Annotated in this window: 18 protein-coding genes; 10 read left to right on the forward strand and 8 right to left on the reverse strand. The window is 71.6% G+C overall.

From position 1 onward, the window contains the following. The 7 genes from Q392_RS29995 to Q392_RS30025 form a co-directional block, all read left to right on the forward strand. Positions 1 to 1,211: IS110 family RNA-guided transposase (locus Q392_RS29995; RefSeq protein WP_211260338.1), on the forward strand; the 1,211-nt coding region annotated here is incomplete at its 5' end. Between the two features lie 215 nt (positions 1,212 to 1,426). Further along, positions 1,427 to 1,927, forward strand: coding sequence for a PadR family transcriptional regulator (locus Q392_RS30000; protein ID WP_038218154.1), 501 nt, complete (start codon positions 1,427 to 1,429; stop codon positions 1,925 to 1,927). Between the two features lie 3 nt (positions 1,928 to 1,930). Beyond that, positions 1,931 to 2,776: a siderophore-interacting protein gene (locus Q392_RS30005; protein WP_038218155.1), complete on the forward strand. Its 846-nt coding sequence runs from the start codon at positions 1,931 to 1,933 to the stop codon at positions 2,774 to 2,776. A 150-nt stretch (positions 2,777 to 2,926) separates the two neighbouring features. Then, a complete protein-coding gene (locus tag Q392_RS30010; protein ID WP_038218156.1) occupies positions 2,927 to 3,511 on the forward strand; it encodes a hypothetical protein in 585 nt (194 codons plus the stop codon). 120 nt (positions 3,512 to 3,631) lie between these two features. Then, positions 3,632 to 4,870 carry a glycosyltransferase gene (locus Q392_RS30015; RefSeq protein ID WP_051954099.1) on the forward strand — a complete coding sequence of 413 codons (1,239 nt, stop codon included), beginning with the start codon at positions 3,632 to 3,634 and terminating at the stop codon, positions 4,868 to 4,870. Between the two features lie 223 nt (positions 4,871 to 5,093). Next, positions 5,094 to 7,685: a DNA mismatch repair protein MutS gene (gene mutS / locus Q392_RS30020; RefSeq protein WP_051954100.1), complete on the forward strand. Its 2,592-nt coding sequence runs from the start codon at positions 5,094 to 5,096 to the stop codon at positions 7,683 to 7,685. 22 nt (positions 7,686 to 7,707) lie between these two features. Continuing rightward, positions 7,708 to 8,535 carry a proteasome-type protease gene (locus Q392_RS30025; protein ID WP_038218157.1) on the forward strand — a complete coding sequence of 276 codons (828 nt, stop codon included), beginning with the start codon at positions 7,708 to 7,710 and terminating at the stop codon, positions 8,533 to 8,535. Between the two features lie 24 nt (positions 8,536 to 8,559). Here the strand turns inward: Q392_RS30025 and Q392_RS30030 are convergent, their stop codons facing one another. After that, complete coding sequence (locus Q392_RS30030; protein ID WP_157008443.1) at positions 8,560 to 8,865, reverse strand: hypothetical protein; 306 nt, start codon at positions 8,863 to 8,865, stop codon at positions 8,560 to 8,562. Positions 8,866 to 9,064: 199 nt separating this feature from the next. Here Q392_RS30030 and Q392_RS30035 point away from each other — a divergent pair, with 199 nt between their 5' ends. Both Q392_RS30035 and Q392_RS30040 read left to right on the forward strand, forming a co-directional pair. Beyond that, the gene (locus tag Q392_RS30035) at positions 9,065 to 9,754 is read left to right on the forward strand and encodes a response regulator transcription factor (protein ID WP_245610866.1); all 690 of its coding nucleotides are present in this window, start codon (positions 9,065 to 9,067) and stop codon (positions 9,752 to 9,754) included. Continuing rightward, positions 9,664 to 11,601, forward strand: coding sequence for a sensor histidine kinase (locus Q392_RS30040; protein WP_051954101.1), 1,938 nt, complete (start codon positions 9,664 to 9,666; stop codon positions 11,599 to 11,601). The genes Q392_RS30035 and Q392_RS30040 overlap by 91 nt, the downstream gene beginning before the upstream one ends. A 17-nt stretch (positions 11,602 to 11,618) precedes the next feature. Here the strand turns inward: Q392_RS30040 and Q392_RS30045 are convergent, their stop codons facing one another. From Q392_RS30045 to Q392_RS30065, 5 genes are all read right to left on the reverse strand, one after another. Next, positions 11,619 to 12,443, reverse strand: coding sequence for an undecaprenyl-diphosphate phosphatase (locus Q392_RS30045; RefSeq protein ID WP_038218165.1), 825 nt, complete (start codon positions 12,441 to 12,443; stop codon positions 11,619 to 11,621). Positions 12,444 to 12,469: 26 nt separating this feature from the next. Then, a complete protein-coding gene (locus Q392_RS30050) occupies positions 12,470 to 13,138 on the reverse strand; it encodes an aspartate/glutamate racemase family protein (RefSeq protein ID WP_038218166.1) in 669 nt (222 codons plus the stop codon). After that, positions 13,135 to 15,720, reverse strand: a complete 2,586-nt coding sequence (locus tag Q392_RS30055) for a TRAP transporter permease (protein ID WP_038218167.1) — start codon at positions 15,718 to 15,720, stop codon at positions 13,135 to 13,137. The genes Q392_RS30050 and Q392_RS30055 overlap by 4 nt, the downstream gene beginning before the upstream one ends. 117 nt (positions 15,721 to 15,837) lie before the next feature. Beyond that, the gene (locus Q392_RS30060) at positions 15,838 to 16,818 is read right to left on the reverse strand and encodes a TAXI family TRAP transporter solute-binding subunit (RefSeq protein ID WP_038218169.1); all 981 of its coding nucleotides are present in this window, start codon (positions 16,816 to 16,818) and stop codon (positions 15,838 to 15,840) included. 40 nt (positions 16,819 to 16,858) lie between these two features. Continuing rightward, complete coding sequence (locus Q392_RS30065) at positions 16,859 to 18,184, reverse strand: aspartate aminotransferase family protein (RefSeq protein ID WP_038218171.1); 1,326 nt, start codon at positions 18,182 to 18,184, stop codon at positions 16,859 to 16,861. A 142-nt stretch (positions 18,185 to 18,326) separates the two neighbouring features. Between Q392_RS30065 and Q392_RS30070 the strand changes: the two genes are divergently transcribed. Further along, on the forward strand, positions 18,327 to 19,193 hold the full coding sequence (locus tag Q392_RS30070; protein ID WP_038218179.1) for a MurR/RpiR family transcriptional regulator: 867 nt from the start codon (positions 18,327 to 18,329) through the stop codon (positions 19,191 to 19,193). A gap of 11 nt (positions 19,194 to 19,204) precedes the next feature. Here Q392_RS30070 and Q392_RS30075 read toward each other — a convergent pair whose 3' ends face one another. Continuing rightward, entirely contained in the window at positions 19,205 to 20,488 is a 1,284-nt protein-coding gene (locus tag Q392_RS30075) for a lytic murein transglycosylase (RefSeq protein WP_051954102.1), read from the reverse strand. Continuing rightward, positions 20,488 to 21,513: an aldo/keto reductase gene (locus tag Q392_RS30080; RefSeq protein WP_038218182.1), complete on the reverse strand. Its 1,026-nt coding sequence runs from the start codon at positions 21,511 to 21,513 to the stop codon at positions 20,488 to 20,490. The genes Q392_RS30075 and Q392_RS30080 overlap by 1 nt, the downstream gene beginning before the upstream one ends. Positions 21,514 to 21,695: the final 182 nt, after the last annotated feature.

The raw sequence follows: 21,695 nt of genomic DNA on the forward strand, positions 1-21,695 counted from the left end.
GCTTCGACAGGCTTGTATGGTTTTGCCACCGCAACAACCATTGGAGAAAGGGCAAGGCGCCGGGGTGGAGGGACATCGACAGGCCTGGGCGATGTAGAGGCATCGACCCACCCACTGAGCAACGTCCCACCCTTGCACCGAGCGTCGATAAGGAACCCGGCGCCGCCTTGGCGAGCGCCGATGCCTGCAAGCTGACGCCGTTGCACGAGCCCCGCCCCGGCCTTTGCATTGTCACCATGCATCCCAGGCTGACAAGCCAGACGATCTGGCATCTTGGGGCCGATGTGGCCAGCACCCACCTGGACATTGCCGTGCACGGCGACAAGGCCGGCGTGCGGCGCATCGCCAACAACGCCCCGGCCATCGCGCAATGGCTGGCGCAGGTACCGCCGGGCTCGTGCCTGGCCATGGAGTCCACCGGCCGCTACCACCTGCTGCTGGCGCGCCTGGCCCACGCTCAGGGGCTGCAGGTGCATGTGCTCAATCCGCGGGATGTGAGCCACTACGCGCGAGGCGTGGGCCAGCGCGGCAAGACCGACCGGCTCGATGCGCAGGTGATTGCCCGCTACCTGGCCCATGAGCACGCGCAGTTGCGCAGCTGGCAGCCCGTGCCCCCGGCGCTGGCCGAACTGGACAGCCTGCTGCGCCGACGAGCGGCGCTGGTGCGTCACCAGGGCGCGCTGCGCCAGAGCATGGGCGAGGACCCGGTGACCCGGGCGTTGCTGCCCCAGGTGATGCTGCCCCTGACACAGGTACTGCAGACGTTGGACAAGCGCATCGCCCAGGTGGCCCAAGGCATCCAGGGCGCGCAGCAGGCGCTGGGCAGCATCACCTCGGTGCCGGGCGTGGGGGCGCTCAGCGGCGCGGCCCTGCTCGTGCTGTTCACACGCCTGGCTCAGGCGAGCGCTGACGCGGTGGTGGCCTTCACCGGGCTGGATCCGCGCCCGATGGACTCGGGCCACAAGCGGGGTGTGCGCAGGCTGTCCAAGCGCGGGCCGGCCGAGCTGCGGCGGCTGATGTTCAATGCGGCGATGTCCGCGTCCCGAACGGCGGCCTGGCGCGAGGTCTATGCGCGCGAGATCGCCAAGGGCTTGCCGCGCACGGCAGCCCTGGTGGTGCTGGCCCGCAAGCTCGTGCGTGTGGCCTTCAGCCTGTTCAAAAACCGCGCAACCTTCGATCCGACTCTCCACCAGGCGGTCAAGATCGCTTGACGCGGACCATAGAACCTCAGCGTGAACGGGTGAGGGGAATTGAACGGGCAAGGGGTGTTCTGCAAAGGTGCGTTGGGTCGCGGGCGCAGGCCCAGGCCCCGGTGAGGGGCCGGACCACGAACACCCCCTTCGGCCATCCCCCCGACAACCTCCATCCCGAAAGGGACATTGTTTTCGATATATCGTTTACTTTTTCGATATAGACGAAACATCGCATGAGAAACATGACTCCCGGCCATGGCAGCGGCCACCGCGTGTTCGGCCGCGGCGGACTGCGGCTGGTGCTGCTGCAGCTGATCGCCGACGCGCCCCGCCACGGGTACGAACTCATCAAGGCCATCGAGGAGCGCCTCGGCGGCCGCTACAGCCCCAGCCCGGGGGTGGTCTACCCCACCCTCACCCTGCTGGAGGAAACGGGGCTGGTACAAGTAGACGCCCCCGATGCGGGCGGACGCAAGCGCTACAGCGTCACCCCCGCCGGCCAGGCCCACCTGGCCGAGCACCGATCCCACACCGATGAACTGATGGCCCGCATGCGCGCGGGCGTGGACGGCGCGGGCCTGCGCGCCGGCCGCCCCCCGCAGGTGACGCGGGCCATCGAGAACCTCAAGCTCGCGATGCGCCTGCGGCTCGCGGGCGAGCCCCTCAACGATGAACAGGCGCACGCCTTCGCGGCCGTGCTCGACCAAGCCGCGCAACACATCGAACGGATCTGACCGATGACCGACACCACCACCCTGTCCCGCCCGGCGCCCGTGCCGCACCCCGAGCGCCTGCCGCAGCGCGTGCGCCACGTGCTGCGCTTCCGCCGCCTGTCGGTGCTGCGCACCGAGCGCGTCACCCCGCACCTCGTGCGCATCACCTTCGGCGGCGCCGACATGGCAGGCTTCACCAGCCCCGGCTTCGACGACCACGTCAAGCTGTTCTTTCCCGACCCGGCCACCGGCCGGCTGACGCTGCCCACGGCCGGCCCGGACGGCCCCGTGTGGCCCGAGGGCGCCAAGCCGGTGATGCGCGACTACACCCCGCACCACCACGACGACGCGGCCGGCACCGTGCAGATCGACTTCGCGCTGCACGAGGCCGGCCCCGCCACCGCCTGGGCCGAGCACGCCGAACCGGGCGACCTGCTGGGCGTGGGCGGCCCGCGCGGCTCCTTCATCGTGCCCACCGCCTTCGACTGGCACCTGCTGGCCGGCGACGATACCGCCCTGCCCGCCATCGCCCGCCGCCTGGCCGAACTGCCTGCCGGCGCCCGGGCGCTGGTGCTGGCCGAGGTGGACGGCCCCGCCGACGAACTGCCGCTGCCCAGCGCCGCCGACGTGCAGGTGGTGTGGGTGCACCGCAGCGGCAGCGAAGCCGCCGAGCCCCCGCTGCTGGCGGCCCTGCGCCGCACGCCGCTGCCCAGCGGCGACTTCCACGCCTGGATCGGCTGCGAGTCCGCCACCGCCAAGGCGCTGCGCGCGCACCTGGTCGACGAATGCCGGGCGAACCCGAAGTGGATCCGCGCCTCCGGCTACTGGCGGCGCGGCGCCGCCGGCACGCACGATTCGCTCGACGGCTGACGGCGGCCCGAGGGTCCGGCGGAGGCGGCCGGTGCACCGCCACCCCTTTTGTTTTTGAATACAAAAGGAGTAAGATTCTGCAATCCCAGGGAGCAGACATCCGCCGGCACGCAAGACCGGTCCTGCGCAACGCGCCTGCACGCAAGCACCATGACCGACCTCAGCCACTGGCAGACGTTCATGCTCATCGCCGTCATCGCCCTGGGGGTGATCGCCCTGGCCTACCGGCTGGGCGAGCGGCTGTTGACCCGGCGCCAGCAGCGCAAACGCATCCTGGCCGCGCGCGTGCGCTCCGGCCTGGTGCCGCTGGAGATCCCGACCACCACCGCGCGCGCCGCGCTCGACAACCCGAGCACCAGCTTCGGCGCCACCGGCTTCGGCACCACCGAGTTCGGCTCGCCTTCCTCCGGCCACGCCTCGCTCTGGGGCCAGCTCGGCGAGGACGAGCAGAGCCACCCCATCGTCGACGAGCAACCGCTCATCCGCATCCGCTACCTCGACATCTACGGCAAGTACGCCGAGCGCACCATCCAGGTCGAGCTGCTGGACCTGCACCGCCAGGCCATCGTCGCCCGGGTCGACAACATCAACGATCCGCGCATCTTCCCGCTCAACCGCATCGCCCAGGCGCGCGACGTGCGCTCCGGCCGGCCCTTCAACCTGGGCCTGTGGGTGGACGCGGTGCGCGTGGCGCGCCGCCGGCGCGAGGCCTCCCACCCGGCCGTGCTGGCCTGAAGGCGGCAGCAGCCCTGCGACAGCACGGACGTCCGGACACCGCAGGGTGGATTTCTTGAGCCAGGGAGCCACGGGAAGCACGAGGCATCCAAGCCCGGCTTCGCACAACGATCGACGCCAGTGACCGGCAGACACTCATCCACGACGTGGCCCCTGGAGGCGCCCGCGGGGCTCCTCGATGCCGCAGGCCGGCCGCTTCCGGCCGCCCGGACCCAGGACCCTGCGCCCGGCTCGCCACCCGTCCTGGCCCCGCCGACGGCGCAGCGCGGGTCGGCGGCGTCCAAGGCGGGCCGCTACCTCATCGACGACTCGCTGTCGCTGATCAACAGGACCGGCGCCTACCAGATCGCCAAGGACCTGACCGACGCCTTCGCCGCCGAATCCCGCATCCGGCGCTGGCGCCTCTTCGGGCCGAACCTCGCCCAGGGGCTGGCGCGCAAGGTCCTGGCGCGCCTGCTGCTCAGGGAGCTGGAGCTGCTGAAGGACGCCCCGGCCCTGCGCTGGCCCGATCGGGGGCTGCGCCAGCTCTTCCTCGACCCGCTCTACGTGCTGCGCGCGCCGCTGGGCCCGCGCGACATGGTGCTGTGCCACGACGTGGGCCCCCATACCGCCCCCGAGCTGTACCTGCCCGCCACCCGGGCGCTGTACGACCGGGCATACGCGAAGATCAAGGCGGCCCGGCCTTCCATGGTGTTCGTCAGCGAGACCTCCAGGCGCCAGTTCACCGGCTGGCTGGGGCAGGACTTCCCCTCGCTCAGCGTCATCCCCCTGTACCTGAGGAACGGCATCCATGCCTCGCGCACGGAGCGCGTGCCGTCCGTCCAGGGCCGGTTCCTGCTGTGCGTCGGCGCCCTGGAGCGCCGCAAGAACCACCTCCTGACCATCGAGGCCTTCGCAGTCAGCGGGCTGGCCGGCCAGGGCGTGCAGCTCGTCATCTGCGGCTCCAACGGCGACCAGAAGGACGCCGTGCGAGCCGCCGCGGCGCGCCAGGCCGGCGTGGAACTGCTCGGCTACGTCTCCGACGCGCAGCTCGGGTGGCTCTACCAGAACGCCCTGGGCTTCGTGCTGCCCAGCAAGCTCGAGGGCTTCGGCATGCCCGTCCTGGAGGCGGCGGCCCACGGCCTGCCGGCCATCATCTCCTCCGACGGCGCGCTGTACGAGGCGGTGGGCGGGATCGGGGTGGTGGTCCCGGGCGACGACGTGCCGGGTGTCGCGGCCGCCATGCAGCAGCTCGTCCACATGCCCGCCGACGCGCGCGGCGCCCTGTCCGACCGGCTGAAGGCGCATGCCGGCACGCTGACCCAGCAGCGCTTCCTCGAGCGCTGGCGCGCCGAGATCGACGCCTGGCTCGCCCGCTGAGCCCTGCGCGCGCAGCGCGCGCGGGCCCCGGACGCATCCCCCGATAATCGGCCGCCCGGCTGAAGCGGCGCCGTTCCTGCCGCGCTTCGAGCCTCTGCGTACGGCGCCCCCGATGGGCGGCGCCGGCCCGCTTGCCAACCATGCCCATGCCGACAACAGGTTATCGAGGGAAGGCGTGACTGCTGCACATCCGACGAAGCCCGCCCTTTCAGAGCACACGCCCATGATGGCGCAGTACCTGCGCCTCAAGGCCGACCATCCGGACACGCTGCTGTTCTACCGGATGGGCGATTTCTACGAGCTGTTCTACGCCGATGCCGAGAAGGCCTCGCGCCTGATGGACATCACGCTCACCACGCGCGGCCAGTCCGCCGGCGCGCCGGTGGTGATGTGCGGCGTGCCCTTCCATTCGGTCGAGACCTACCTCGCGCGGCTCATCAAGCTGGGCGAATCGGTCGCCATCTGCGAGCAGGTGGGCGAGGTCGGCGCCAGCAAGGGGCCGGTCGAGCGCAAGGTGGTGCGCGTCGTCACGCCCGGCACGCTGACCGACGCCGAGCTGCTGGCCGACAAGCGCGACGCGCTGCTGATGGCCGTACATGCCGGCCCGCGCAACACGCTGGGCCTGGCCTGGCTGTCCGTCACCGGCGCCGACGTGCACCTGGCCGAATGCCCGGCCGATGCGCTGGAAGCCTGGCTGGGCCGGGTCGCGCCGAGCGAGCTGCTCTACAGCGCCGAGGTCACGCCCGCCTTCGAGCAGCGGCTCAAGGCCGCGCGCGAGGCCGGCGGCTTCACGCTCGCCGTGCGGCCGGCCTGGCAGTTCGGCGCCAGCCTGGGCGAACGCAAGCTGGCCGAGCAGCTCGGCGCCGCCTCGCTCGCGGCCTGGAGCGCCGACGGCCTGGAGCAGGCGCACGCCGCGGGCGCCGCCCTGCTGGGCTATGCGGAGCACACGCAGGGCCGCGCGCTCACCCACCTGCAGCGCATCGTGGTCGAGCGCGACGGCGAGCTGATCGAGCTGCCGGCCGCCACCCGGCGCAACCTGGAGCTGGTGCAGACGCTGCGCGGCGAGGACTCGCCGACCCTGTTCTCGCTGCTGGACACCTGCATGACCGGCATGGGCAGCCGCGCCCTGCGCCGCTGGCTGCTGGCGCCGCGGCGCGAGCGGCACGAGGCGCAGTTGCGGCTGGAAGCCATCGCCGCGCTGCAGGCGCCCGCGCCCGGCGAGACCGCCGCGCCGTGGAAGCGCCTGCGCGAGCAACTGAAGAACACCAGCGACGTGGAGCGCATCAGCGCGCGCGTCGCGCTGCGGCAGGTGCGGCCGCGCGAGCTGGTCGCGCTGGGCCTGGCGCTGCAGAAGGCGCAGCACCTGGCGCCGCTGCTGCCGGCCGCGGCGACCCTGCTGACCCACGTGGCCGAGGAGCTGGCGCCGCCGCCCGGCTGCGCGCAACTGCTGGCCGCCGCGCTGCTGCCCGAACCCGCCGCGCTGGTGCGCGACGGCGGCGTGATCGCCACCGGCCACGACGCCGAGCTGGACGAGCTGCGCGCCATCAGCGAGAACGCCGACGGCTTCCTGATCGAGCTGGAGGCGCGCGAGCGCAACCTCACCGGCATCGCCAACCTGAAGGTGCAGTTCAACCGCGTGCACGGCTTCTACATCGAGGTGACGCAGAGCGCCCTCTCGAAGGTGCCCGACCACTACCGTCGCCGCCAGACGCTGAAGAACGCCGAGCGCTTCATCACGCCGGAGCTCAAGGCCTTCGAGGACAAGGCGCTGTCGGCGCAGGAGCGCGCCCTGGCGCGCGAGAAATGGCTGTACGAGCAGCTGCTCGACGCCCTGCAGGCCCACGTGCCTGCCCTCACCCGCCTGGCCGACGCGCTGGCCACGCTCGACGCGCTGTGCGCCCTGGCCGAGCGCGCCCACACGCTGGGCTGGAACGCGCCGCACTTCGTCGCCCACCCCTGCATCGAGATCGAGCAGGGCCGCCACCCGGTGGTGGAGGCGCGGCTGGCCGAGCGCTCGGCCGGCGCCTTCATCGCCAACGACACGCGCCTGGGGCCGAGCCAGCGCATGCAGGTCATCACCGGTCCCAACATGGGCGGCAAGTCCACCTACATGCGGCAAGTGGCACTGATCGTGCTGCTGGCCTCGATGGGCTCCTTCGTGCCGGCGGCGAACTGCCGGCTCGGGCCCATCGACGCCATCCACACCCGCATCGGCGCCGCCGACGACCTGGCCAACGCACAGTCCACCTTCATGCTCGAGATGACCGAAGCAGCGCAGATCCTGCACGGCGCCACGCCGCAGTCACTGGTGCTGATGGACGAGATCGGCCGCGGCACCAGCACCTTCGACGGGCTGGCGCTGGCCGCCGGCATCGCGGCGCACCTGCACGACCGCACCAAGGCCTTCGCCCTCTTCGCCACGCACTACTTCGAGCTGACCGAGTTCCCGGCCACGCACCACGCAGCAGTGAACATGCACGTCAGCGCGACCGAGTCGGGGCGCGACATCGTCTTCCTGCACGAGCTGCAGCCCGGGCCCGCCAGCCGCAGCTACGGCATCCAGGTGGCGCGGCTGGCCGGCATGCCGGCGGCGGTGGTCAACCATGCGCGCCAGGCGCTGGAGGCGCTGGAGGCGCAGCAGAGCGAGACACGCGCGCAGGTGGACCTGTTCGCGCCGCCGCCCGTGGCCGAGACGCCGCAGGACAGCCCCATAGAATCCGCCGTGGCCGCGCTCGACCCCGACGCGATGAGCCCAAGGGAGGCGCTGGAAGCGCTCTACAAACTCAAGAAACTGCACGAACGCGAGCGGGCCTGAGGGGCCCTGCCGCGCCACACCCATGACGTACTGCGTAGGCATCAAACTCAACGCCGGGCTGGTGTTCCTGTCCGACTCGCGCACCAACGCGGGGGTCGACCACATCAGCACCTTCCGCAAGATGATCGTCTACGAGCAGCCGGGCGAGCGCGTCATGGTGCTGCTGTCGGCCGGCAACCTCAGCATCTCGCAGTCGGTGCGCGAGATCCTGCAGACCGAGGAGCTGCAGGAGCCCGGCAGCGACACCCCCACCACGATCTGGAACGCGCGCAGCATGTTCGACGCCGCGCGCGTGCTGGGCGCGGCCGTGCGTCACGTCTACGACCGCGACGCCGAGGCGCTCAAGCACGCCGGCGTGGACTTCAACGTCACCTTCGTCTTCGGCGGGCAGATCAAGGGCGAGGGCATGCGCCTGTTCCTCGTCTATTCGGCCGGCAACTTCATCGAGGCCACCACCGAGACGCCCTACTTCCAGATCGGCGAATCGAAGTACGGCAAGCCGGTGCTCGACCGCGTGCTCACGCCCGAGACGCCGCTGGCCGAGGCCGCCAAGTGCGCGCTGGTGTCGATGGACTCGACCATGAAGTCCAACCTCTCGGTGGGCCTGCCGCTGGACCTGGTGGTCTACGAGGCCGGCGGCCTGGCGGCCGACAAGATCGTCTGCATCGACGCCGACAACCCCTACTACCGCATGATCCACGATGGCTGGGGCCAGAAGCTGCGCGAGGTGTTCGACAGCCTGGAGGACCCGGTGTGGGACGACGCCGCCACCGAGCACCCCCTGAAGATGCCGGCGGTGCGGCACGAGGCGCTGCGCAAGATCTCCACGCCCGAGGAAAAGCTCATCTGAGCGGGTTTCGGCCGCGCCGGGGCCTCAGCGGCCGGCGTGCCCGGACGCGCCGCGGCGCCGCGACAGCGCCGCCAGGAAGCGCTCGGCCAGCCCCCGGGGGTTGCGGCGCAGCAATTCGGTGGTGCAGGCGCCCACCACGCTGCCCTCGTAGCGCATCTGCACGCGCGGGAAGTAGTGGCCCAGCGAATCTCCCGCGTCCTGCAGGCAGGTTTCCAGCGAATCGAAGGCGCTCTCGTAGCAGGCGGCGTCGCCGTCCTGGGAGCCGTCCGTGGTGATGCTGTAGGCGTAGCGGTCGGGGCGAAGTTGATGGATATCCAGTAACAAATTCATGACAATCTCCCGGCCTGCCTAGCTGTCAAGCCAAGAATTTCCAACGTGCGCCCTTTCATTCGTTACCAGAGGCGCAAAAAAATGAGGACGAAAGATACAAAATGTGGACTTTCGCACCAATCCCCGAAAACTGGTACCTCTTTGGTACTAATCCCTTCCCCGGGGGACGGTGCGGTGGTCTTGGCAAGGAGCAGTCCCCTTGGAAGTGATCGAACCGGTCCACCTGAGCCCTGCGCTGGTGGTGGATGACGAGCCCGCCGTGCGGCAGCGCCTGGCCGGCGTGCTGCAGGGCCTGGGCTGCCCGCCCGAGGCCATCGCCATGGCCGAGAGCGTGGCGAAGGCGCGCGACCGGGTGGGCGAGCGCCGCTTCGGCGTGGTGCTGGTGGACATCGGCCTGCCCGACGGCAGCGGCGTCGAGTTCATCGGCTGGATGCGCCGCCACCAGCCCGACACACCCGCCGTGGTGATCTCGGCCTGGCGCACCGAGGACGTGATCGTCAGCGCGCTGCGCGCCGGGGCGATCGGCTACCTGCTCAAGGAGCGCGACGACCTGGAGCTGAGCCTGGCGCTGCGCAGCATCGAGCGCGGCGGCGCCCCCATCGACCCCTTCGTCGCGCGCCGCATCATGGGCCTGCTGGCCGCCCCCGCACCGCCGGGCGGCAGCAGCCCCGCGCCGTCCGACGGCGAGCCCGTCCCCTCGCTCAGCCCGCGTGAACGCGAGATCCTCCGCCTGGTCGCCCAGGGTCTGAGCAACCGCGAGATGGCGGACCTGCTTTCGATCTCGAAGCTGACGGTCGAATGCCACACCAAGAACATCTACCGCAAGCTGGTGGTGAACTCGCGCACCGAGGCGGTGTTCGAGGCGCGCCGGCACGGGCTGCTTTCCTGATCCGGCGCGGATGGCTGGCGCCGCTGCTGGCGGTGCTGGCGCTGCTGCTGGCCGGCCCGGCGCCGGCGGCGGCGGGGGAACTGCTCGAGCTGGCCCGGGCGCAGGCCGTGCGCGGCGGCTGGCACGACGCGGCGCCGCCCGAGGCCGGCTGGCAGGCGGTCGGCCTGCCCGACAACTGGGCCGTCCGCTGGCCGTCGCACGACGGCGTCGTCTGGTACCGCTTCACCTGGCAGCACGCCGGCGACGCGCCCGCGGCGCTGATGCTGGCGTGGATCAACATGGCCGGCAGCGTGTACGTGAACGGCATCGAGCTGCACCGCGACGCCAGCCTGCTGGAGCCGCTCACGCGCAGCTGGAACACGCCGCGCCAGTGGCTGGTGGCGCCGGCGCTGCTGCGCGAGGGCGAGAACACCGTGCTGGTGCGCGTGGCCGGCATGGCGGCCTACCAGGGCGGCCTGCCGCCGCTGCTGGTGGGCGAGCCGGCGCAGGTGCAGTCCCGCTACGAGGAGGAACTGCTGTGGCGCCACGACCTGCCCCTGATCGCCATGGCCGCCAGCGTGGTGATCGTCCTGCTGTTCGGCGGCCTGTGGCTGATGCGCCCGCGCGAGACGGCCTATGCCTGGTTCGCGCTGATGTCGCTGGCCTGGCTGCTGTTCGAGTTCAACCACCTGGCGACCTCGCCCTGGCCGCTGGCGGGCACCGACGCCTGGCAGGCGCTGAACACCTCGCTGCTGGTCTTCTTCGCCGCCGCCTTCCTGCTGTTCGTGCTGCGGCTGCGGCGCGAGGAAGGCGCGCCCCTGGTGGAGGCCGCCATCTGGCTCGCCGCGGTGCTGGCCTGGGCCGACCTGTGGAGCCTGCCGCGCACCGGCATGGCCGCGCACCGGGCGCTGTGGAGCAGCGTGGCCGCCGCCGCGACGGCCACGGCGGCCGTGGGCGTGTTCGCCGTGCGCTGGCCGGTCTCCAGCCGGCGCGAGCGGACGCTGCTGCTCGTGCTGATGCTGATCGTGCTGGCGGCGGCGGCACACGACCTGCTGGTGTTCCTGCAATGGCTGCCGGGCACGCGCTACTACGCCGGCATCGCCTCCTGCGCGCTGCTGGTGGCGCTGGCCGTGCTGCTGGCGCGCCGCTTCACGCAGGCGCTGCGTGAGACGGAGCAGTTCAACGCGCGCCTGATCGCCCAGGTCGAGGCGGCGAAGACCGAGCTGCGCGACACGCTGGAGCGCACGCACGCGCTCAAGCTGATGCATGCGCGCGCCCATGAGCGGGTGGCGCTGGCCAGCGACCTGCACGACGGCCTGGGCGGCATGCTGGTGGGCAGCATCGCCTCGCTGGAGCACGCCTCGCAGCCGGTGCCGCAGGATCGCATCCTCGCCATGCTCAAGGACCTGCGCGACGACCTGCGGCTGATCCTGGACGCCACCGGCCAGCAGCCGGGGCTGCAGCCGCTGGACGACGTGATCGCCCCGCTGCGCCACCGCTTGGGCACGCTCTTCGAGGCCAACGGCGTCGTCTGCCGCTGGCACCTGCTCAACGTCGGCGACCTGACGCTCACCGCCTCGCTGAACATCGGCGTGCTGCGCTTCCTGCAGGAGGCGCTGACCAACGTGCTCAAGCACAGCGGCGCGCGCCGGGCGGACGTCTACGTCACCCGCACCCGCACGCACCTGCGGCTGGACGTGCGCGACGACGGCCGCGGCTTCGCCGTCGAGTCGGCCGGCGACGCGCCGGGCAACGGCCTGCGCAACATGCGCACGCGCGCCGAGCGGCTGGCGGGCGTGGTGCAGTGGCAGTCGCGGCCGGGCCGCACGGTGGTCACGCTGCTGATCGACCTGCTCTCGGCGCGCTAGCTAGCGCAGCAGCCGGCTCACTCGGCCCACTGCACCACGCCGCTCCAGGCCGTGGCCAGCACCACGATGCCGAAGGCGATGCGGTACCAGGCGAAGGGCACGAAGCTGTGGCTGGAGATGTAGCGCAGCAGCCAGCGCACGCACAGCCAGGCGCTCACGAACGAGAACACCAGGCCCACCGCGAACAGCGGGATGTCGGCCGCCGACAGCAGCGCCCGCTCCTTGTAGAGGCTGTAGACACCGGCGCCGATGAGCGTGGGGATGGCCAGGAAGAAGGAGAAGTCCGTCGCCGCCTTGCGCGACAGGCCCAGCAGCATGCCGCCGATGATGGTCGCGCCCGATCGGCTGGTGCCCGGGATCATGGCGAAGCACTGCACCAGGCCGACTTTGAGCGCGTCCCAGGGCGTCATGTCGTCCACGTGCTCCACGCGCACGGCGCCGGGCGGGCGCTTCTCGGCCCAGAGGATGACGAAGCCGCCGAGGATGAAGGTGGTGGCCACCACCACCGGCGTGAACAGGTTCGCCTTGATGGCCTTGCCGAACACCAGGCCCAGCACCACCGCCGGCAGGAAGCCGATCAGCACGTTGAGCGCGAAGCGCCGCGCCTTCGGCTGGCGCGGCAGCGCCGTGACGGTCGAGCGGATCTTCTGCCAGTACACCAGGATGACGGCGAAGATCGCGCCGGTCTGGATGGCGATGTCGAACACCTTGGCCTTGCCGTCGTCGAAACCCAGCAGCGCGCCGGCGAGGATGAGGTGGCCGGTGGACGAGATGGGGAGGAATTCGGTCAGACCCTCCACGATGCCCATGACCGCGGCCTTGACCAAGAGAACGATATCCAAACTGACGCTCCTACAAAGAGCGCCGATTATCGCGAGGGGTCAGGGTCCTCCCGGATGCGCTCGCGCAGCGCCCGTACCGCGCTGCCCGGCGTGGTCAGCACCGGCACCTGCGCCGGCAGCTCGCGGCGCAGCAGCGGCGCCGCCCGCGCCATGCTGAACTGCGCCAGCGCGATCACCTCGCAGCCCTCGGCCAGCAGCGCCCGCGCGGCGTGCAGCACGGCCTCGTCGTGCGCCTGCACGCGGCCCTCGTCCAGCGCCTGCAGGGCGCCTTCGGCCAGCCGGGTGCGCAGCGGCACCGCGGCGGGGAATTCCGGCGGCATGCTCCGCAGCGTGGGCGCGAAGGAGGCGATCAGCCCGACCCGGCCGCCGGAGCGCGCCGCGTCGGCGATCATCGCCTCGTTGGGCTTGAGCACCGGCATGTGCGGCCGCCGCGCCGCCGCGGCCTCGATGCAGGGCCCGAAGGCCGAGCAGGTGAACAGGATGCCCCTCGCGCCGGTGCCTTCGGCGTAGGCGCTCAGCGTCTCGAAGCGCCGGTGCATCGCCTCGTCGAGCCCGCGGCCGGACCGGGCCAGGTCGGCCGAGAGGCTGTCGTCCAGCAGGTTCATGCGCTGGCATGCGGGCCAGGCCCGCGCCATCTCCTCGTTGATGGGCGCGACCGAGTGGGCCAGCGCGTGGATCAGGGCGACGCGCGTCATGCCACCCCCTTGGCGCCCAGCGGCTCGGCGCGCGCGCGCCGGCCCTGCCCCCACCACAGCAGCAGCACCAGCAGCGTCGCGGGCAGGTAGATCCAGTAGGCGGAGGGCCGGTCGCTGGGCACCATCACCGCGGCCACTTCCCAGCCGGGCTCGAAGCCGCTCTTGCGCGCCTGGCTGCCGAAGCGCACGTTGGCGATCCGCACCTGCTCGCCCAGCGACGTGACGGTCAGGCCCGCCTTCTGCAGCCGCTCGCGCCCGGGCCCGGCTTCGTCGAGCTGCACCGCGACGGTCTTGCGCACCTCGTCGCCCTCGATGTTGGTGCCGTGGATCTGCAGCACCAGCCGCTCCTTCTCGCCCAGCGCCTCGGCCGACTCGAAGATCCGGCTGGCCGGCGCCTCGCTGTAGGGCGCGGCGTACTGGTCCACCACCCAGTCGGGGCGGAACAGCAGGAAGGTGGCGACCAGCAGCAGCAGCACCTCCCACCAGCGGCAGCGGGTGCGGAACCAGCCCATGGTGGCTGCCGCGAAGGTGAGCGAGGCCAGCGTGGCGGTGAGAGCGACCAGCGCGATCTCCCACCAGCCGCGCACGTCGATCATCAGCAGCGCCGGATTGAAGACGAAGACGAAGGGAAGCACCACCGTGCGCATGGCGTACAGCGAACCCTGCACGCCGGTCCTGATCGGGTCCTCGCCCGAGATCGCCGCCGCGGCGAAGGTGGCCAGGCCCGCCGGCGGCGTGACGTCGGCCATGATGCCGTAGTAGAAGACGAACAGGTGCACCGCGATGAGCGGGATCACCAGCCCCGACTGCGCGCCCAGCTCGACGATGACCGGCGCCATCAGCGAGGCCATCAGCACGTAGTTGGCGGTGGTGGGCACGCCCAGGCCCAGCACCAGGCAGACGAAGGCGGTGAACAGCAGCATCAGGATCACGTTGCCCTGCGACACCAGTTCCACGAAGTCGGTCATGCGGAAGCCCAGCCCGGTGAGCGTGATGCCGCCGACGATGATGCCCGCCGTCGCGGTGGCGATGCCGATGCCGATCATGTTGCGGCTGCCGTCGTTCAGGCCCTGGACGACCTCGTTCGCGCTGTCCTTCCACGCCTGCAGCGGCATGCCGCGGCCGCGGAAGAAGGCCAGCAGCGGCCGCTGCGTGAGCATCAGCACGATCATGGTCACGGTGGCCCAGAAGGCCGACAGCGCGGGCGAGAGCTCGTCCACCGCCAGGCACCAGATCAGCACGCCGATGGGGATCAGGTAGTAGAGGCCGGCGCGCACCGTGGGCCAGGCCTGCGGCAGCACGGGGTTGTTGACGTCGATGTCCTCCGGCAGGTCGGGGCTGCGCGCAGCCACCCGCAGCAGCCAGACGTACAGGCCTGCCAGCAGCCCGATCAGCACCCAGGGCGCGGCCGCGCCGAGCAGCGCGCGCGCGCCGATGGCGATCCAGTACACCGCGCCCATCACGGCGATGGTGCCCGAGATGCCGAGCGCGCGGCCGGTGAACTTCTGCCGCGCGGTGCGCGCCTGCGCCATCGCCATCGGCCTGATGCCCAGCTTCACCGCCTCCAGGTGGACGATGTAGAACAGCGCGATGTAGGAGATGACGGCCGGCAGCAGCGCGTGCCTGATGATGTCCACGTAGGGGATGCCCACGTACTCCACCATCAGGAAGGCCGCGGCGCCCATCACCGGCGGCATGATCTGGCCGTTGATGGACGAGGCGGTCTCGATCGCGCCGGCCTTCACGCCGCCGTAGCCGGCCTTCTTCATCAGCGGGATGGTGAAGATGCCGCCGGTGACCACGTTGGACACCGACGAGCCCGAGATCAGCCCGTTGAGCGCCGACGAGACCACCGCCACCTTGGCCGGCCCGCCGCGCAGGTGGCCCAGCAGCGCGAAGGACACCTGCATCATGTAGTTGCCGCCGCCGGCGCGGTCGAGCAGCGCGCCGAACAGCACGAAGATGTAGATGAAGGCCACCGACACGCCCAGCGCCACGCCGTACACGCCCTCGGTCGTCAGCCACATGTGCGAGGCCATGCGCTCCAGCGAGGCGCCCTTGTGCGCGATCACGTCGGGCAGCCAGGGCCCCAGGAAGACGTAGCCCAGGAACACGATGCCCAGGATCGCCATCGGCAGGCCCACCGCGCGGCGGGTGGCCTCCAGCAGCAGCACCAGCCCCGCGCAGGCGGTGGCGACGTCCATCGCCGTCGGCTGGCCGGGCCGCGTGGCCAACTCGCGGTAGAACAGCATCAGGTAGGCGCCCGCGAAGGCGGCCGCCAGCGCCAGCGCCCAGTCCTGCAGCGGGATGCGGTCGCGCGGCGAGCGCCGCGTCGCCGGAAAGGCCAGGAAGGCCAGGAACAGCGCCGTGCCCAGGTGGATGGCGCGCGCCTCGGTGTCGTTGAGCACGCCGAAGCCCAGCATGAAGGGCAGCGGCGAGGCGTACCAGAGCTGGAACAGCGCCCAGCCCACCGCGCCGATGAAGATCACCATGCCGGGCGCGCCGCCGGCCGTGCGGCCGCCGGTGTCGACGTCCGCCACCAGCTGCTGCAGTTCCGGGGATGCCTTGTCGAGGTCACTCATGTACCGGCCCTCCTTTCCCCTGTGCTACGGGGTTCAGTCCTGTTCCCGAAAAAGGCGGATGGCCTTGCGGGATCCATCCGCCTCCCTGCACCCGCATCGGGCGTGCGCGGCGCCGGGTTACTTCACCCAGCCCTTTTCCTTGTAGTAACGCAGCGCGCCCTCGTGCAGCGGCGCGGTCTGCCCCGCCTTGACCATGTCCTCGGGCTTGAGGTTGGCGAAGGCCGGATGCAGGCGCTTGAAGTCCTCGAAGTTGTCGAACACCGCCTTGACCACCTGGTAGATGGTGTCGGCCGGCACCTTGGCGGAGCTGACGAAGGTGGCCAGCACGCCATAGGTCTCGGTGGCCTGCGGGTTGTTCGGATACAGCCCGGCGGGGATGGTGGCCTTGGCGAAGTAGGGGTTGTCGGCCACCAGCTTGTCGACCACCGGGCCGGTCAGCGGCACCAGCTTGGCGCCGCAGCTCGTGGTCGGGTCCTGGATGTTGGCCGAGGGGTGGCCCACGGCGTAGAAGAAGCCGTCGATCTTGCCGTCGCACAGCGCGGGGCCGTGCTCGTCGGCCTTGAGTTCGGAGGCGAGGCCGAAGTCGCTCATCTTCCAGCCCAGCGCGTTGACGAGCTGGGTGGACGAGGCCAGCGTGCCCGAGCCCGGGTTGCCGACGTTGAAGCGCTTGCCCTTGAAGTCCTCGAACTTCGTGATGTTGGCTTCCTTGCGCGCCACCACGGTGAAGGGCTCCGGGTGCAGCGAGAACACCGCGCGCAGCTCGGGGTAGGCGCCGGCGCTCTGGAACTGGCCCTGCCCCTTCACCGCGTTGAACTGCACGTCGCTCTGCGCCACGCCCATGTCCAGCTCGCCGGCCTTGATGGTGTTGATGTTGAACACCGAGCCGCCGGTGGACTCCACCGAGCAGCGGATGCCGTGCTGCGCGCGGTCCTTGTTGACCAGGCGGCAGATCGCGCCGCCGGCCGCGTAGTACACGCCGGTCACGCCGCCGGTGCCGATGGTGACGAACTTGGACTGCGCCAGCGCGGGCGCGGCGGCCAGGCCGGACGCGGCCACGGCGAGCGCGCCGGCCAGCGCGGGGAACGGGTTCTTCTTCATCACTGCTTTCTCCTCGGTTCGGGTTGGAAAGGGGAAACGCTCACGCGGCCAGTGCCGCGTCCAGCGCCGTCGCCAGCAGCCGGGCGATCTGTGCCAGGTCGGCCTCGCTGGCGATGAACGGCGGAGCGAGCAGCACGTGGTCGCCCTGCCGCCCGTCGACGGTGCCACCCATCGGGTACACCAGCAGGCCCTGTGCCATCGCCGCCTGCTTGACGCGCGCATGCAGCCGCCGCGCCGGGTCGAAGGGCGTCTTGCCGGCGCGCTCGGCCACGAGTTCGACGCCCCAGAAGAAGCCGCGCCCGCGGATGTCGCCCACGTGCGGGTGCGCGCCCAGCGCCTCGCGCAGCAGGCGGCCGAAGACCTCGCCGCGCTCGCGCACCCGGGCCAGCAGGCCGTCGCGGTGGATGACCCGCTGCACCGCCAGCGCCGCCGCGCAGGCGACCGGGTGGCCGAGGTAGGTGTGGCCGTGCTGGAAGAAGCCGCTGCCGCTGGACATGGCCTCCACGATGCGGCGCTGGGCGAGCACCGCGCCCACCGGCTGGTAGCCGCCGCCCAGCCCCTTGGCGACGGTGACGAGGTCGGGCGCCACGCCCTCCTGCTCGCAGGCGTAGAGCGTGCCGGTGCGGCCCATGCCGCACATCACCTCGTCGAGGATCAGCAGCACGCCGTGGCGGTCGCAGACCTCGCGCACCGCCTTGAAGTAGCCCGGCACCGGCGTCAGCACGCCGGCAGTGGCGCCGCCCACCGTCTCGGCGACGAAGGCGATCACGCGATCGGCGCCCTGCGCCAGGATGGCCTGCTCCAGCTCGTCGGCCAGCCGCTGGCCGTACTGCTGCGCGTTCTCGCCCTCGCGCTGCTCGCGGTAGGGATAGCACGGCGACACGTGCGTGGCCGGCACCAGGATGGGCGCGAAGGGCTCGCGCCGCCAGGCGTTGCCGCCGACGGCCAGCGCGCCCAGCGTGTTGCCGTGGTAGCTCTGGCGGCGCGCGATGAAGTGGGTGCGCTGCGGCTGGCCGGTCTCCACGAAGTACTGGCGCGCCATCTTCAGCGCCGCCTCCACGGCCTCCGAGCCGCCGCTGACCAGGTAGGCATGGCTCGTGCCCTCGGGCGCCGTGCGCACCAGTTCGTCGGCGAGCTGCTCCGCCACCTCGGTGGTGAAGAAGCTGGTGTGGGCGTAGGCCAGCCGGTCGATCTGCGCGTGCATGGCGGCGATCACGTCGGGGTGCCCGTGGCCGAGCGAGGAGACGGCCGCGCCGCCCGAGGCGTCGAGGTACGCCCGGCCCTGCGCGTCGCGGATGAACATCCCGCTGGCGGACACGGCCTGCGGCGGGGTGTGGCGCAGGTGGCGGTGGAAGACGTGGCTCATGGCGAGAGGGGATTCGGAACTAATGTTTTGAGAAATTCTGTTTTGGAACAAATGTTCCGTCAACCCTCGATAGCCCTGATGGTGGAACACCTCATACCGTTTCGGTACATTCGTTCCACTCTGCCGCCACCCTCCTCCCGCCATGCCCTCCGTCCAGGAACAGATCCGCCAGCGCTTCCCCGAACTGAGCCCCGCGCTGCAGCGGATCGCCCGCTACCTGCTGGACCACCCGGCCGAGGTGGTGACGACCTCGATGCGCCGCATCGGCGTGCACGCCGACGCCACGCCGGCGACGCTGGTGCGCTTCGCGCAGCACTTCGGCTTCGACGGCTGGCCGCCGCTGAAGGCGGCCTTCGCCGCCGAGATGGGCCTGGGCCCGCGGGCCTACGGAGAACGGGCGCAGCAGCTCATCGGCCGCGCGCGCGAGGCGGGCCTGGCGGACGAGATGTTCGAGGTGCAGCGCCGCAACCTGGAGGAGACGCAGGCGCACTGCGCCCCTTCGCTGGAGCGGGTCTGCGCGGTGCTGGAGAAGGCGCCCGCCGTGCATGCCGCGGGCTTTCGCGCCTGCTATCCGATCGCCTTCGCCTTCGTCTACCTGTACCGGCTGTTCCGGCCCTCGGTGCATCTGGTGGACGGCCTGGGCGGCGCGCTGGAGATGCAGCAGCGCAGCTTCGCCCGGGGCGACGCGCTGCTGGTGGCCAGCTTCGCGCCCTACTCGCGCGAGGCGCTGCAGGTGGCCCAGGCCGCGCGCGCGGCCGGCTGCCGCGTGATCGCGCTGACCGACAGCAGCACTTCGCCGCTGTCGCTGCAGGCGCACGAGACGCTGCTGTTCGCCAACCACAGCCCCTCGTTCTTTCCCTCGGTGTCCGCCGGCATGACGCTGGCCGAGACCCTGCTGGAGCTGCTGGCCAGCCGCGCCGGCAAGGCCGCCGTGCGCCGCATCGACGAGGCGGAGCGCCAGCTGCACGAATCCGGCGCCTACCTGGAGGCGCCGCGCAGCCGGGCCTGAATCCCGGGGTCCTAGGGCTGCTGCAGCCGCTGCAGCAGGTCCGCGGTCGGGAAGCCGTCGGCCGGCAGGCCGGCGCTGCGCTGCCAGTCGCGCAGCGCACGGCGGGTGGCCGAGCCGGCGACGCCGTCGGGCTCGCCAGGGTCGAAGCCCCGCGCCTTCAGCGCCTGCTGGAGCAGGCGCACCTGGCTGCGCGTGAGCGGCACCAGGTCGCGCGGCCAGGCGGCCTGCACGCCCGCGCCGCCCGCCAGCCGCTGGGCCAGCAGGCCGACGCCCAGGGCGTAGCTGGTCGAGTTGTTGTAGCGCAGCAGCGCGCGGAAGTTGGGCCCGGCCAGGAAGGCCGGGCCGCGCGCACCGGCCGGCAGCAGCAGCTGCGCATCGGGCAGCGGCGGCAGCGCGGCGCCGGATACCGACTGCACGCCCTCGGCGGCCCAGGCGGCGGCGTCCTGGCGCACGCCGGCATCGGCGCGCGCCACGTCGAAGCCGGGCGGCAGGCGCACTTCCACGCCCCAGGGCTGGCCCGCCTGCCAGCCGGAGCGGGCCAGGAAGCTGGCGGTGGAGGCCATCACGTCGGCCATGCTGCCCCAGATGTCGCGCCGGCCGTCGCCGTCGGCGTCGACGGCGTGGCCGAGGAAGGTCGAGGGCATGAACTGCGTCTGCCCCATGGCGCCGGCCCAGGAGCCGATCATGTGCGCGCGGTCGATGTCGCGGTTGTCGATGATGCGCAGCGCGGCCAGCAGTTCCCTGCGCGCCCAGTCGGCGCGGCGGCCGTCGAAGGCCAGGGTGGCCAGCGCGTCGACGGTCGGCGTGTCGCCGACGTTGGCGCCGTAGTTGCTCTCCATGCCCCAGACGGCGCCCAGCACCTCGGCCGGCACGCCGTAGCGCGCGGCGGCGGCATCGGCCTCGGGGCGCACGCGCGCCAGCTGCTCCTGCCCGCGGGCGACGCGCGCGTCGCTGACGGCGGTGTCGAGGTAGTCCCACACGGCGCGGGTGAACTCGGGCTGCGCGCGGTCCAGCTCGACCACGCGCGGCAGGTACTGCGCCGGGCCGAGCGCAGCCGCCAGCGTCGCCTCGCCGATGCCGGCGGCGCGCGCCTCGGTGCGGAAGGCGGCCAGCCAGGCGGCGAAGCCGTCGGCGGGCGCCGCGGCCTGGGATGCCGGCGGCGCAGGCGTCGGCGTGGGCTGCGTCTGCGGCTGCTGGGGCCCCTTCGGCGGCTGCGACGCGCAGGCCGCCAGCGCCAGGGCGGCCAGGCCCGCGGCCCATCGCCGGGCGGCCGGTGCGGCGGCGAGCCAGGGCATCAGACGTGCCCCGTCACCGCATGCGGACGGTACGGCGCCTCCAGCCGCGCGATCTCTTCGGCCGACAACGCCACGTCCAGCGCCGCCACGGCCTGGTCGAGCTGCCAGGTCTTGCTGGCGCCGACGATCGGCCCGGCGATGCCCTTGTGCAGCAGCCAGGCGTAGGCCAGCGTGGCGTTGGTCAGGCCGCGCTCGCCGGCCAGTTGCGTCAGCGCCTCCACCACGGCGAAGTCGCTGTCGGCGTAGTAGTACTTCTGGGCGATGTCGTCGGTCTGCGCGCGGCTGGTGGCGCCGGCGGCCTTGTCGTCGGCCTTGCGGTTGCCCGCCAGGAAGCCGCGCGCCAGCGGGCTCCAGGGGATCAGGCCCACGCCCTGGTCGTGGCACAGCGGGATCATCTCGCGCTCTTCCTCGCGGTAGACCAGGTTGTAGTGGTTCTGCATCGAGACGAAGCGCGTCCAGCCGTTCTCCCTGGCGACCTGCTGCGCCTTGGCGAACTGCCAGGCGAACATGCTGGAGGCGCCGATGTAGCGCACCTTGCCGCTCTTCACGATGTCGTGCAGCGCCTCCATCGTCTCCTCGATCGGCGTGTCGTGGTCCAGGCGATGGATCTGCCAGAGGTCGATGTAGTCGGTGCCCAGCCGGCGCAGCGAGTCGTCCACCGCGTGGAACAGGCGCTTGCGCGAGAGGCCATCGGCGTTGGGCCGGCGGTCCGGCTTGGCGGCGGCGCTGTTGCCGCCCTTGAAGTCGAGCGCGACGGGGTAATAGACCTTGGTGGCGATCACCGTCTCCTCGCGCCGGCAGAACTCGCGCACGAACTGGCCCGTCAGCACCTCCGACTCGCCGGCCGAGTACATGTCGGCCGTGTCGAAGAAGTTGATGCCCAGCTCCACCGCGTGGCGCACCACCTCGCGCGAGGGGCCCGCCTCCAGCACCCACGGCCGCCACTTCGGCGTGCCGTAGGTCATCATGCCCAGGGCGATGCGGGAAACCGTGAGGCCGGTGCGGCCGAGGCGGGTGTAGTGCATGGGAAAACTCCTGAAACAGGACAAGTTTGTCATGTCTCGCACGAACCCGCGATGCGCATGCCTCGTTCAGGAGGCCGCGGAGCAGGCCATGCGGGGACACCCACGGAACGGGCTTGGCCCGGCCGTCGGGTGTGCCCCCTTGCGGGGGGTTGGCGGAGCGGAACGAAGTCCGCGGAGACTGG

The organism is Xenophilus azovorans DSM 13620, from assembly GCF_000745855.1.
Lineage (GTDB): Bacteria > Pseudomonadota > Gammaproteobacteria > Burkholderiales > Burkholderiaceae_C > Xenophilus > Xenophilus azovorans.